The organism is Klebsiella sp. TF21-TM (assembly GCF_019753495.1).
GTDB classification, from domain to species: Bacteria; Pseudomonadota; Gammaproteobacteria; order Enterobacterales; family Enterobacteriaceae; genus Klebsiella; species Klebsiella quasipneumoniae.
The window spans coordinates 17,397-29,867 of sequence record NZ_JAIJYL010000007.1; the positions used below are offsets into that span (position 1 = coordinate 17,397).

The 12,471-nt window shown below is 59.3% G+C and carries 13 protein-coding genes; 10 read left to right on the plus strand and 3 right to left on the minus strand.

Annotated elements, in window-relative coordinates; genetic code table 11:
- The first annotated feature begins 72 nt into the window (after positions 1-72).
- The 10 genes from rimK to K5R89_RS08800 all read left to right on the plus strand — a co-directional run bounded on the left by rimK (position 73) and on the right by K5R89_RS08800 (position 10,084).
- Complete coding sequence (gene rimK, locus K5R89_RS08755) at positions 73-975, plus strand: 30S ribosomal protein S6--L-glutamate ligase (protein WP_023288981.1); 903 nt, start codon at positions 73-75, stop codon at positions 973-975.
- Between the two features lie 88 nt (positions 976-1,063).
- Complete coding sequence (locus tag K5R89_RS08760) at positions 1,064-1,543, plus strand: YbjN domain-containing protein (protein WP_002896365.1); 480 nt, start codon at positions 1,064-1,066, stop codon at positions 1,541-1,543.
- A 348-nt stretch (positions 1,544-1,891) separates the two neighbouring features.
- Positions 1,892-3,004, plus strand: coding sequence for a spermidine/putrescine ABC transporter substrate-binding protein PotF (gene potF / locus K5R89_RS08765; protein ID WP_023288982.1), 1,113 nt, complete (start codon positions 1,892-1,894; stop codon positions 3,002-3,004).
- Positions 3,005-3,165: 161 nt separating this feature from the next.
- The gene (gene potG, locus K5R89_RS08770; RefSeq protein ID WP_044521950.1) at positions 3,166-4,299 is read left to right on the plus strand and encodes a putrescine ABC transporter ATP-binding subunit PotG; all 1,134 of its coding nucleotides are present in this window, start codon (positions 3,166-3,168) and stop codon (positions 4,297-4,299) included.
- Positions 4,300-4,309: 10 nt separating this feature from the next.
- Entirely contained in the window at positions 4,310-5,263 is a 954-nt protein-coding gene (potH, locus tag K5R89_RS08775; RefSeq protein WP_101989829.1) for a putrescine ABC transporter permease PotH, read from the plus strand.
- The gene (gene potI / locus K5R89_RS08780; RefSeq protein ID WP_023288984.1) at positions 5,260-6,105 is read left to right on the plus strand and encodes a putrescine ABC transporter permease PotI; all 846 of its coding nucleotides are present in this window, start codon (positions 5,260-5,262) and stop codon (positions 6,103-6,105) included. The genes potH and potI overlap by 4 nt, the downstream gene beginning before the upstream one ends.
- Before the next feature lie 57 nt (positions 6,106-6,162).
- Positions 6,163-6,651: a YbjO family protein gene (locus K5R89_RS08785; RefSeq protein WP_023288985.1), complete on the plus strand. Its 489-nt coding sequence runs from the start codon at positions 6,163-6,165 to the stop codon at positions 6,649-6,651.
- Positions 6,652-6,692: 41 nt separating this feature from the next.
- Positions 6,693-7,820, plus strand: coding sequence for a 23S rRNA (uracil(747)-C(5))-methyltransferase RlmC (gene rlmC, locus K5R89_RS08790; protein WP_032455246.1), 1,128 nt, complete (start codon positions 6,693-6,695; stop codon positions 7,818-7,820).
- A 78-nt stretch (positions 7,821-7,898) separates the two neighbouring features.
- Entirely contained in the window at positions 7,899-8,615 is a 717-nt protein-coding gene (locus K5R89_RS08795; protein ID WP_023288987.1) for a response regulator transcription factor, read from the plus strand.
- A complete protein-coding gene (locus K5R89_RS08800) occupies positions 8,612-10,084 on the plus strand; it encodes an ATP-binding protein (RefSeq protein ID WP_048334568.1) in 1,473 nt (490 codons plus the stop codon). The genes K5R89_RS08795 and K5R89_RS08800 overlap by 4 nt, the downstream gene beginning before the upstream one ends.
- A gap of 84 nt (positions 10,085-10,168) precedes the next feature.
- Here K5R89_RS08800 and artJ read toward each other — a convergent pair whose 3' ends face one another.
- From artJ to artQ, 3 genes are all read right to left on the minus strand, one after another.
- Complete coding sequence (artJ, locus tag K5R89_RS08805; protein WP_048334570.1) at positions 10,169-10,900, minus strand: arginine ABC transporter substrate-binding protein ArtJ; 732 nt, start codon at positions 10,898-10,900, stop codon at positions 10,169-10,171.
- Positions 10,901-11,083: 183 nt separating this feature from the next.
- Positions 11,084-11,752 (minus strand): arginine ABC transporter permease ArtM, encoded by a 669-nt coding sequence (gene artM, locus K5R89_RS08810; protein WP_004201338.1) that lies wholly within the window; start codon positions 11,750-11,752, stop codon positions 11,084-11,086.
- Positions 11,752-12,468 (minus strand): arginine ABC transporter permease ArtQ, encoded by a 717-nt coding sequence (gene artQ, locus K5R89_RS08815; RefSeq protein WP_023288989.1) that lies wholly within the window; start codon positions 12,466-12,468, stop codon positions 11,752-11,754. Before artQ ends, artM begins: the two co-directional genes overlap by 1 nt.
- Between the last annotated feature and the right edge of the window lie 3 nt (positions 12,469-12,471).

The window sequence follows — 12,471 nt, forward strand, 5'->3', positions numbered from 1 at the left end:
GGCGGCAGGAAAGGTGGAAGTGTGTTCGATAGCTGAGGCCCGCCAGTGCGGGTCTTTTTGCAGAGGTGCAGGATGAAAATTGCCATATTATCCCGGGATGGAACGCTTTATTCATGTCGACGCCTGCGCGAAGCGGCGCAACAGCGCGGGCATCAGGTCGAGATCCTCGATCCGCTTTCCTGTTATATGAACGTCAGCCCGGTGGCCTCTTCGATCCACTATAAAGGGCGCCAGCTGCCGCACTTTGATGCGGTGATCCCGCGCATTGGCTCGGCGATTACCTACTATGGCACCGCGGCCCTGCGTCAGTTTGAGCTCCTGGGAAGCTATCCGCTGAACGAATCGGTCGCCATCACCCGCGCTCGCGATAAGCTGCGCTCGCTGCAGCTGCTGGCGCGCCAGGGCATCGATCTGCCGCTGACCGGCATCGCTCATTCCCCCGATGACACCAGCGATCTGATCGCCATGGTCGGCGGCGCGCCGCTGGTGGTGAAGCTGGTGGAGGGCACCCAGGGGATCGGCGTGGTGCTGGCGGAGACCCGCCAGGCGGCGGAGAGCGTGATCGACGCCTTTCGCGGGCTGAACGCCCACATCCTGGTGCAGGAGTACATTGCCGAGGCGAAAGGCTGCGATATTCGCTGCCTGGTGGTCGGCAATGAGGTGGTGGCGGCGATCGAACGGCGGGCGAAAGAGGGCGATTTTCGCTCTAACCTGCACCGTGGCGGCATGGCTACGGTGGCGCAGATTAGCGATGAGGAGCGCGCCATTGCCATCAAGGCGACGCAAACCCTGGGCCTGGACGTCGCCGGTGTCGATATTTTACGCGCCACCCGCGGGCCGCTGGTGATGGAGGTGAATGCCTCGCCCGGACTGGAAGGCGTGGAAACCACCTCCGGCGTGGACATCGCCAGCAGGATGATCGCCTGGATCGAGCGCCAGGCGACACCGGAATTCTGTTTGAAAATAGGCGGCTAACCGCCGGATGCAAGACTGTCATGGTATGCGGCGCTTTTTTTGCGTAAGCTATGGCGTCGTTTTTCCACTGTAAGAGGTCACAGGCACTATGGATTCACTGGTCGTTCCAGGTCTGGATACGCTACGTCGCTGGCTGGATGAGATCGGCATCAGCTTTTTTGAGTGCGATTCCTGTCAGGCATTGCACCTGCCGCATATGCAGAATTTCGACGGTATTTTTGATGCCAAAATTGACCTGGTGGATAACGTGGTGCTCTTTTCCGCCCTGGCGGAGGTAAAGCCGTCTGCTTTACTGGCGCTGTCGGCGGATCTCTCGGCCATCAACGCCAGTTCGTTAACCGTGAAGGCGTTTATCGACATTCAGGACGATAATTTGCCCAAGCTGGTGGTCTGCCAGTCGCTGTCTATCGGCCCCGGGGTGACGATGGAGCAGTTCGCCTGGTTCTTCCGCCAAAGCGAGGAGCAGATCTCGATGGTGATCCTCGAAGCCGGCGCCAATCAGCTGCTGTACAAAGGCGAAGAAGAAGAGCCGGCAGCAGAAAACGTGCAATACCATTTTCTTCACTAAACCTGCCTAAAATTAGCGCAGCCACTACCGCAGCGGCTGCGTATTACCCGCTTTTATTCTGCATTTAACCTTTCTTTAAAGCATTATTCACCGCCATTCAGGCCGTTTTGGCTTATCACGTAGACCGTTATTGCATAAAAATTTGATAAAAGGCGTTTTTTTACCTGGGCTATAGCCTCTTATTCTGGCTACAGTTATTCTGGCGATGCTTCCAGTTGCGAGCAACCACTCCGGGAGAGATCCGCTCTCCTTTTCTCAGGCAATGAAAAAATATGCATGATTTTTGCATGCGTAGAAATGCGTATATTTGAGCCCGTAAGTTAACGGGCGTTGAGAAGGAAAAGAGATATGACCGCCTTTGGTAAAAAATGGTTAACAGGTCTGGTTACGGGTGCGCTGATGGCCGTCTCTGCCGGTTCGCTCGCCGCCGAACAAAAAACCCTGCATGTCTATAACTGGTCTGATTATATTGCGCCGGACACCGTGGCCAATTTCGAAAAAGAGACCGGGATTAAAGTCGTGTATGACGTTTTTGATTCCAATGAAGTGCTGGAAGGTAAATTAATGGCCGGCAGCACCGGTTTCGATCTGGTGGTGCCATCGGCCAGCTTCCTTGAGCGCCAGCTGGCGGCGGGCGTGTTCCAGCCGCTGGATAAGAGCAAGCTGCCGAACTGGAAGAATCTCGACCCCGAAGTGCTGAAGCTGGTCGCCAAGCATGACCCGGAGAATAAATACGCCATGCCTTACCTGTGGGCGACGACGGGCATTGGCTACAACGTTGATAAAGTGAAAGCCGTCCTCGGCAAAGATGCGCCGGTGGACAGCTGGGATCTGGTGCTGAAGCCGGAGAACCTTGAAAAACTGAAAAGCTGCGGCGTCTCCTTCCTCGACGCGCCGGAAGAGATTTTCGCCACCGTGCTGAACTACCTTGGCAAGGATCCGAACAGCAGCAAAGCGAATGATTACACCGGTCCGGCCACCGATCTGCTGCTGAAGCTGCGGCCGAACATTCGCTACTTCCACTCTTCGCAATATATTAACGACCTCGCCAATGGCGACATCTGCGTGGCGATCGGCTGGGCAGGGGACGTCTGGCAGGCGGCGAACCGCGCGAAAGAGGCGAAGAACGGCGTCAACGTCTCCTACTTTATTCCTAAGGAAGGCGCCCTGGCGTTCTTTGACGTCTTTGCGATGCCGGCCGACGCTAAGAATAAAGATGAGGCCTATCAGTTCCTTAACTATCTGATGCGCCCGGATGTGATCGCCAAAATCAGCGACCAGGTGTTCTACGCCAACGGCAACAAGGCCTCTACGCCGCTGGTCAGCGAGACTATCCGTAACAACCCGGCGATTTATCCGCCAGCGGATGTGTTCGCCAAACTGTTCACGCTGAAGGTGCAGGATCCGAAGATCGACCGCGTGCGCACCCGCGCGTGGACCAAAGTGAAGAGCGGTAAATAAACTCTGACGGCCCGGTAAGCGGGCCGTATCAGAACGGCACTCGCCGGGAAATGGCAGCGCGCCCGGCGAGCAGAAGCACCAGGATGGTGCACCTGCACTGTTAAGCACGAAGTATGGCACCGGACCATATGGTGATCGTTTTTTTGCCGGAGAACACCCGATTGAACGACGTAATGCCCCGCCCACAGGCGAAAGCCCCCAAAGCGCTGACCCCGCTGCTGGAAATCCGTAACTTAACCAAGTCGTTTGATGGCCAGCACGCTGTCGACGATGTCAGTCTCACTATTTATAAAGGCGAAATTTTTGCTCTGCTGGGCGCATCAGGCTGCGGGAAATCGACCCTGCTGCGCATGCTGGCGGGCTTTGAGCAACCGACCGCCGGACAGATTATGCTCGACGGCGTGGATCTGGCGCGCGTACCGCCCTATCAGCGGCCTATCAATATGATGTTCCAGTCCTACGCCCTGTTTCCCCATATGACCGTTGAGCAGAATATCGCTTTCGGTCTGAAGCAGGATCGTCTGCCTAAGGCGGAAATCACCGCCCGGGTGCAGGAGATGCTGGCTCTGGTGCACATGCAGGAGTTCGCTAAACGTAAGCCGCACCAGCTCTCTGGCGGTCAGCGCCAGCGCGTCGCGTTGGCGCGCAGCCTGGCGAAACGACCAAAGCTGCTGCTGCTCGACGAGCCGATGGGGGCGCTGGATAAAAAGCTGCGCGATCGCATGCAGCTGGAGGTGGTGGATATTCTTGAGCGCGTTGGCGTGACCTGCGTGATGGTGACTCACGATCAGGAAGAGGCCATGACCATGGCGGGCCGTATCGCCATCATGAACCGCGGCAAGTTTGTGCAGATTGGCGAACCGGAAGAGATTTACGAGCACCCGACCACCCGCTACAGCGCCGAGTTCATCGGCTCGGTGAACGTCTTTGAAGGGCTGGTGAAAGAGCGTCTGGAAGATGGCCTGGTGCTGCGCTCGCCGGGACTGGTGCATCCGCTGAAGGTCGACCCCGACGCCTCGGTGGTGGACAACGTGCCGGTGTGGGTGGCGCTGCGTCCGGAGAAGATCATGCTGTGCGATGAGCCGCCGGCGGATGGCTACAATTTTGCCGTCGGCGAGGTGATTCATATCGCCTATCTGGGGGATCTCTCCATCTACCATGTGCGCCTGCAAAGCGGGCAGATGATCAGCGCCCAGCTGCAGAATGAGCACCGCCATCGGAAAGGGACGCCCACCTGGGGTGACGAGGTGCGTTTATGCTGGGATGCGGACAGCTGCGTTGTACTGACGGTGTAAGGAGAGGGCGATGAGTACCGTTGAATCCCCGTCAGGGGCGAAAAAACCGGGCGGCTTCGTGCTGTGGGCGGCGCGCCTGCAGATGGCGCATGGCCGCAAGCTGGTGATCGCGCTGCCCTATCTGTGGCTGATCCTGTTGTTTATGCTGCCGTTCCTGATCGTGTTCAAGATAAGTCTTGCCGAGATGGCGCGGGCGATCCCTCCCTACACCGATCTGATGGAGTGGGCGGATGGTCAGCTGACGCTGACCCTTAACTTTGCCAACTTCCTGCAGCTGACCGACGATCCGCTCTATTTTGAGGCTTATCTGCAGTCGCTGCAGGTGGCGGGCATCTCGACGCTCTGCTGCCTGCTGCTGGGCTATCCGCTGGCCTGGGCGGTGGCGCACAGCAAGCCGTCGACGCGCAATATTCTGCTGTTGCTGGTGATCCTCCCGTCGTGGACGTCGTTTTTGATCCGCGTCTATGCCTGGATGGGACTGCTGAAAAGCAACGGGGTGTTGAATAACTTCCTGCTGTGGCTAGGGGTTATCGATCAGCCGCTGGAGATCCTGCACACCAACCTGGCGGTATATATCGGTATCGTCTATGCCTATCTGCCGTTTATGGTGCTGCCTATCTACACCGCGCTGACCCGCATCGACTATTCGCTGGTGGAGGCCTCGCTGGATCTCGGCGCCCGGCCGCTGAAGACCTTCTTTCAGGTGATCGTTCCGCTCACCAAAGGGGGGATTATCGCTGGCTCCATGCTGGTGTTTATCCCGGCGGTGGGGGAGTTCGTGATCCCGGAGCTGCTGGGCGGGCCGGACAGCATTATGATTGGCCGCGTGCTGTGGCAGGAGTTCTTTAACAACCGTGACTGGCCGGTGGCTTCGGCGGTGGCGATTGTCATGCTGCTGCTGCTGATCGTGCCGATCATGTGGTTCCATAAGCACCAGCAAAAACAGATGGGAGAGCAGGGATGAACGACTTGCCGGTAGTACGCTCGCCGTGGCGCATTCTGATCCTCGTGCTCGGGTTCACCTTCCTCTATGCCCCGATGCTGATGCTGGTGATCTACTCCTTCAATAGCTCAAAGCTGGTGACGGTCTGGGCCGGGTGGTCAACGCGCTGGTATAGCGAGCTGTTCCACGATGACGCGATGATGAGCGCGGTGGGGCTCAGCCTGACTATCGCCGCCTGCGCGGCGACGGCGGCGGCGATCCTTGGCACCATCGCCGCGGTGGTGATGGTGCGCTTTGGACGTTTTCGCGGCTCCAACGGCTTCGCGTTCATGATCACCGCGCCGCTGGTCATGCCGGACGTGATCACCGGGCTCTCGCTGCTGCTGCTGTTCGTGGCGCTGGGACATGCCATCGGCTGGCCGTCGGATCGCGGGATGCTGACCATCTGGCTGGCGCACGTCACCTTCTGTACCGCCTACGTGGCGGTGGTGATCTCCTCGCGCCTGCGTGAGCTGGACCACTCGATCGAAGAGGCGGCGATGGATCTGGGCGCCGCGCCGCTGAAGGTCTTCTTCGTCATCACGCTGCCGATGATTATGCCAGCGGTGATCTCCGGCTGGCTGCTGGCCTTCACGCTGTCGCTGGATGACCTGGTGATCGCCAGCTTTGTCTCCGGTCCCGGGGCCACGACCTTGCCGATGCTGGTCTTCTCCAGCGTGCGCATGGGGGTCAACCCGGAGATTAACGCCCTGGCGACGCTCATCCTCGGCGTGGTCGGCGTTGTTGGTTTTATCGCCTGGTATTTGATGGCCCGCGCAGAAAAGCAGCGAGTGCGCGATATCCAGCGTGCAAGACAAGGCTGAACCACCTAAAATCGGTACAGCAGCCTCCGGTCGGCGCCACTTTGTGGCGCCGTTTTCATGGAAGACATTACGTTGGGATTGTTTACGAAAACTCGCTCATCGCATGCCCGCCTTAACGTCCCTGCGCTGGTGCAGGTGGCGGCCTTTGCGATTATTTTGATTCGCGGTCTGGATCTGCTGATGATCCTCAATTTGTTGGGCCTGCAGGGGCTGAACGAATTCATACACCGTAGCGTCCAGACCTGGAACCTGACGCTGGTCTTCCTCGGCAGCCTGGCGCTGGTGTTTATCGAAATCTGGTGCGCCTTCTCGCTGGTGAAAGGGCGCAACTGGGCGCGCTGGGTCTATCTGCTGACGCAGATGATAGCCGCCGGCTACCTGTGGGCGGCGTCGCTGGGCTACGGGTATCCGGAGCTGTTCAGTATTCCCGGCGAATCCAAACGGGAGATCTTCCACTCGCTGGTGATGCAAAAACTGCCGGATCTGCTGGTCCTGACGCTGCTGTTTGTGCCAGCGACCTGCCGTCGGTTTTTCCGCCTGCAATAACGGTGATACAATCCCCGCCCCTGGAATTTTGAAGGTCAATTATGCATTGCGCACTCTACGACGCCGGCCGCTGCCGTTCCTGTCAATGGCTGGAACGGTCGGTTCCGCAACAGCTCGCCGATAAAATGGCCGACCTGCGCACGCTGCTGGCGGCAATCCCCGTCGCCGACTGGGGCGAGCCGGTCAGCGGGCCGGAGGCGGCTTTCCGTAACAAGGCCAAAATGGTGGTCAGCGGCAGCGTTGAGCGTCCGCTGCTGGGGATGCTGCACCGCGATGGCACCCCGGTGGACCTCACCGACTGCCCGCTCTATCCCGCCGAGTTTGCGCCGGTGTTTGCCGGCCTGAAGCCCTTTATCGCCCGCGCCGGGTTAACTCCCTACAACGTCGCGCGCAAGCGCGGGGAGCTGAAATATCTGCTGCTGACCGCCAGCCAGCAGGGGGAGATGATGCTGCGCTTTGTGCTGCGCTCAGAGGCCAAGGTGGCCCAGCTGCGCGCCGCGCTGCCCTGGCTGCAGGCACAGCTCCCGCAGCTCAAGGTGATCACGGCGAATATCCAGCCGGTGCATATGGCAATCATGGAAGGCGAACAGGAGATCTTCTTCACCGAACAGCAGGCGCTGGGCGAGGTCTTTAATGAGGTGCCGCTGTGGATCCGTCCGCAAAGCTTCTTTCAGACTAACCCGACGGTAGCCAGCCGGCTGTACGCCACCGCCCGCGACTGGGTGCGCGCGCTGCCGGTCCAGCATATGTGGGATCTGTTTTGCGGCGTCGGCGGTTTTGGCCTGCACTGCGCGACGCCGGCGATGCGCCTGACCGGGATAGAGATAGCCCCGGAAGCGATCGCCTGCGCCAGGCAGTCTGCCGCGCAGCTGGGGCTCGGCAATCTGCATTTTCAGGCGCTGGACTCCACGCGGTTCGCCACGCATGAAGCGGATATCCCGCAGCTGGTGCTGGTCAACCCGCCGCGACGCGGCATTGGCCCTGAACTGTGCGACTATTTAAGCCGCATGGCGCCGCCCTACATTATCTATTCCAGCTGTAACGCCCGCACCATGGCGACCGACATTGCCCGTCTTAGCGGCTATCGCGTCGAGCGGGTCCAGCTGTTTGATATGTTCCCTCATACCGCCCACTACGAAGTGCTGACCCTGCTGGTCCGCGAAGTTTAAACAAAATGTGAAGGCTTTGCGCCGCCGAAATCGGGTAAGCTTGACGAAGCATGTTTTGTTATTGGTGGGGGGAATCTAATGGCCAAAACCATTCTGCTGGTGGAAGATGATGAGGATATAGCCACGCTGCTGCGGCTCAATCTGCAGGATGAGGGCTATCAGATTGTGCATGAGGCCGATGGCGGCCAGGCCCTCGCCCGACTGGAAACGCGGGTCTGGGATGCGGTGATCCTCGATTTGATGCTGCCCGGCGTCGACGGCCTGGAGATCTGCCGGCGCATCCGCCAGATGACCCGCTATCTGCCGGTGATCATCATTAGCGCTCGCACCAGCGAAATGCACCGTGTGCTGGGCCTGGAGATGGGCGCCGACGACTATCTGGCGAAACCCTTTTCGTTACTGGAACTTATCGCCCGCGTTAAAGCGCTGTTTCGTCGCCAGGAGGCGATGGGGCAGAACCTGCTGATGGACGCCGGGCGCCTGTCCTGTCATGGTCTGAGCATCGATCCGTTGTCCCGCGAAGTGAGGCTGCGCGGCGAGATGGTGGACCTCACCCCGCGCGAATTCGAGCTGCTGTATTACTTTGCTCGCCATCCCGGGGAGGTGTTTTCCCGGCTGGCGCTGCTGGAGCAGGTCTGGGGATATCAGCATGAGGGCTATGAGCACACGGTCAATACTCATATCAACCGCCTGCGCAGCAAAATCGAACGTGACCCGGCCGAGCCGGACATCATTCTGACCGTCTGGGGAAAAGGCTATAAGTTCGCCCCGGTGACCCAGGAGGCCGCCCCGTGATCCGCCGCCTGAGCCTCAGCCAGCGGCTGGCGCTGGTGGTGGTCTCCCTGCTGATGCTGTGCGCGGCGGCGGTGTGCGCCGTTCAGTTACACAGCAGCGCGCAGTATGGCAACGCCATGGTGCAGCGCCTCTCCGCCGGGCTGGCTCAGCAAATTGTGGCCCGCGAACCGCTGCTGGACGCCCACGGCGAGGTCAACCGGCAAACCCTGAAGTCGCTGTTTGACCGCCTGATGACCTTTAATCCCAGCGTGGAGCTCTATCTGCTGTCGCCGGATGGCGACCTGCTGGCCGATGCGGCGCCGCCGGGCCATATCCAGCGCCAGCGGATCGACATGGCGCCGGTACAGGTTTTTCTCACCGGCAGTACGTCGCCGGTGTATGGCGACGATCCCCGCAGCCTTGACGGGCGAAAAGTCTTCAGCGCCGCCCCGCTGCGCGTCGACGGCCAGCTGCGCGGCTACCTGTATATCATTTTGCAGGGGGAGACCTTTAATCAGCTGGCGGCCGACGCCTGGCAAAAAACGCTGTGGAGCATTGTTCTGTGGACCCTGCTGCTGGTGGCCCTGTTTGGTCTGCTGGCGGGAGGCCTGGCATGGTTCTGGGTTACCCGGCCTGTCCGCCAGCTCACCGCCCAGGTGGCGGCGAACGATCGGGACAGCATCAGCGCCATCAAAACCCTGGCGGCCCGCACGCCGGAGCCACAGCCCGGTAACGAGGTAGCGGTTCTTGAGAACCGCTTTATTGACCTTGCCCGGCAGATAGCCGGTCAGTGGGATCGGCTGGCCGACAGCGACCGCCAGCGCCGCGAATTTGTGGCCAATATTTCCCACGATTTGCGCACACCGCTGACTTCGCTGCTGGGGTATCTGGAAACGCTGACCCTGAAGGACGAAAGGCTGACCGCCGAGGAGCGCAGGCAGTATCTCACCATCGCCCTGCGCCAGGGCAACAAGGTGCGCCATCTTTCACAGCAGCTGTTTGAGCTGGCGCGACTGGAGCACGGGAGCATTAAGCCGCAGCGCGAGCGTTTCGCGATGGCGGAGCTGATTTCCGACGTGGCGCAGAAGTTTGAACTCACCGCCCGCACGCGCGAGGTGAACCTGCAAATTGATGTGCCGGGGCCGTTGCCGCTGATCAACGCCGATGTGTCGATGATTGAGAGGGTGGTGACCAACCTGCTCGATAACGCGATGCGGCATACTCCCGTCGGCGGGGAGATCCGTCTGGCGGTCTGGCAGGAGAATCAACAGCTCCAGGTTGAAGTGGCAGACAACGGAACGGGCGTCGATGCCGCGCTGCGCGATGATCTGTTCCAGCGGCCGTCGGCGTTGTCTACCCAGGCGTCGCGGGAGGATCGCGGTGGGTTAGGGCTGCTGATTGTGAAACGGATGCTGGAGCTGCACGGGGGCGGGATCCGGCTGGTGGAATCGGTAAGCGGGGCGCGGTTCAGGTTCTTCGTGCCACTTTGAGAAATTGCCGGGTGGCGGCTACGCCTTACCCGGCTACGGGGACGGAGCAGGCCGGGTAAGCGCAGCGCCCCCCCGGCAAAAAAGTTACTCCGGGAACCACTGGTTGCTGATTTTCTGGTAGGTACCGTCGGCTTTAATCGCCTTCAGCGCGGCGTTCAGTTTCTCCAGCAGCGCCTTGTTATCCGGGCGCACGGCAATCCCAAGGCCGGTGCCGAAGTATTGCGGATCGGTTACTTTCGGCGTGGCTGCCCCCAGCTGCGGGTTGGTTTTCAGCCACTCGTTGACCACCGCCGTGTCGCCGAACACGCCGTCGATACGGCCATTTTTCAGGTCGATAATCGCGTTCTGGTAGCTGTCATAGGCGACGGTCTTCACCTCAGGATGTTTATCCTGCAGATATTTCTGGTGGGTGGTGCCGTTTTCCATGCCGATCCGTTTGCCTTTCAAATCATTGAACGAGTGGAACGCGTCTTTTTTGGCGATCACCAGCGCGGAGTTGGCGTAGTACGGGTCGGTGAAGGCCACCTGCTTGCTGCGTTCCGGCGTAATATCCATTCCGGAAATCACCGCGTCATACTTCTTAAACTTCAGCGCCGGGATCAGGCTGTCAAACGCGTGGTTGGTAAAGGTGCATTCTGCCTGCATTTGTTTGCACAGCGCATGGGCCAGATCGATATCAAAGCCGACAATCTGGTTATTCGCGTCCATCGATTCAAACGGCGGATAGGTCGCGGACACGCCGAAGCTGATTTTCTCCGCGGCGGCGGCGCCGAAGGTGAACGTGGTGAGCAGTGCAGCCAGAACTAACTTTTTCATCGTGGAACTCCCGTCTGTCAATCTTATGATTATTCGCCGTGTCTGCGGCATAGGGTGACAATGCCATTAAATGAATTTGTATTCAATAAAAATGATTAAATATTTTATTTGATATAAAAAAAGACGGACAGGTATTAGACTTGTCCGTCTTGTTGTTCGCTTATTATGCAAATACGCCAGGCGCTAGTTACGCCGTTCGAAAGCTAGCGCTTTGCGCTCCACCAGGCGCATCAACAGGGTCAGCAACCCGTTGACGATGAGATAAATAATCCCGGCGGCGCCGAACACCATCACGTCGTAGGTCCGTCCGTACAGCAGCTGGCCGTGACCCATCACTTCCATCAGGGTGATGGTGTAGGCCAGAGAGGTACTTTTGAACACCAGCACCACTTCGTTGGAGTAGGACGACAGCGCGCGTTTAAAGGCGTACGGCAGCAGGATCGCCAGGGTATCCTTTTTACTCATCCCCAGCGCGCTGCACGACTGCCATTGCCCGTCGGGGATCGCCCGGATGGCGCCGTAAAACAGCTGGGTGGTATAGGCGGCGCTGTTAAGCGACAGGGCGATCAGGGCGCACAGCCACGGCTCGGAGATAAGATGCCACAGCCATGGATATTCCTGCAGCGAAGGAAACTGCCCGGGGCCATAGTAGATCAGGAAGATCTGCACCAGCAGCGGCGTACCGGTAAACAGGGTGATGTAGCCGCGCACTATCCACACCAGCCCCGGCGTCTTCAGCGTCAGGATAATGGTAAAGATCAGCGACAGGATCAGCGCCACGATAATCGACGCCACGGTCAGCGTCAGGCTGGTATGCAGGCCTTTCAGCAGTTCGGGTAAGTAGTCGAGCATCAGCCTGGTCTCCGTTCGAAGCGCGTCGCACGCTGGTCAATCCGCTTAAGAATGTATTGACTCAACAGGGTGATGACGAGATAGATTGCTGCGGCAATGATATACCAGTTAAAGGGCTCCTGAGTGCGGGTGGCGATGCTTTTGGTCTGCAGCATCAGATCGTTGACGCTGATCAGGCTCACCAGCGCGGTGTCCTTCAGCAGCACCAGCCACTGGTTGCCGAGACCGGGCAGGGCATGGCGCCACATCTGCGGCATCACCAGGCGGAAGAAAATGGCCGCTTTCGACAGCCCCAGCGCCTGGCCGGACTCCCACTGACCCTGCGGAACGGCTTTCAGCGCGCCGCGCAGCGTTTGCGAGGCGTAGGCGGCATACAGCAGCGACAGGGCGATCGCCCCGCAGAGGAACGGACTGACGTCAAAGTTCTCAATCTGCATCTGCACCGGGATCTGCGTGAACCCGAGCGGGATGGTGAAACCGTCAGAGAGCGTCAGCAGCAGCTGGGACGAGCCGAAATAGATAAACAGCACCACCAGAATTTCCGGTAGGCCGCGCAGAATGGTCACAATGCCGGTTGCAAGCCAGGCTACCGGGCGCCATTTCACTGACTCCAGTACCGCGAAGAGCATCGCCAGGACGAGGCCGATGGCGAGCGCGCAAACGGCAAGGCCGACGGTCATCCCGGCGGCGCTTGCTAATGGAAAAATTTCGTTCATTCA

Coding starts and splice junctions, on each gene's coding strand:
- artJ (WP_048334570.1), bottom strand. CDS start 10,900: ATGAAAAAGTTAGTTCTGGCTGCACTGCTCACCACGTTCACCTTCGGC.
- rimK (WP_023288981.1), top strand. CDS start 73: ATGAAAATTGCCATATTATCCCGGGATGGAACGCTTTATTCATGTCGA.
- rlmC (WP_032455246.1), top strand. CDS start 6,693: ATGCATTGCGCACTCTACGACGCCGGCCGCTGCCGTTCCTGTCAATGG.
- potF (WP_023288982.1), top strand. CDS start 1,892: ATGACCGCCTTTGGTAAAAAATGGTTAACAGGTCTGGTTACGGGTGCG.
- potI (WP_023288984.1), top strand. CDS start 5,260: ATGAACGACTTGCCGGTAGTACGCTCGCCGTGGCGCATTCTGATCCTC.
- K5R89_RS08760 (WP_002896365.1), top strand. CDS start 1,064: ATGGATTCACTGGTCGTTCCAGGTCTGGATACGCTACGTCGCTGGCTG.
- K5R89_RS08795 (WP_023288987.1), top strand. CDS start 7,899: ATGGCCAAAACCATTCTGCTGGTGGAAGATGATGAGGATATAGCCACG.
- artM (WP_004201338.1), bottom strand. CDS start 11,752: ATGCTCGACTACTTACCCGAACTGCTGAAAGGCCTGCATACCAGCCTG.
- potH (WP_101989829.1), top strand. CDS start 4,310: ATGAGTACCGTTGAATCCCCGTCAGGGGCGAAAAAACCGGGCGGCTTC.
- artQ (WP_023288989.1), bottom strand. CDS start 12,468: ATGAACGAAATTTTTCCATTAGCAAGCGCCGCCGGGATGACCGTCGGC.
- K5R89_RS08785 (WP_023288985.1), top strand. CDS start 6,163: ATGGAAGACATTACGTTGGGATTGTTTACGAAAACTCGCTCATCGCAT.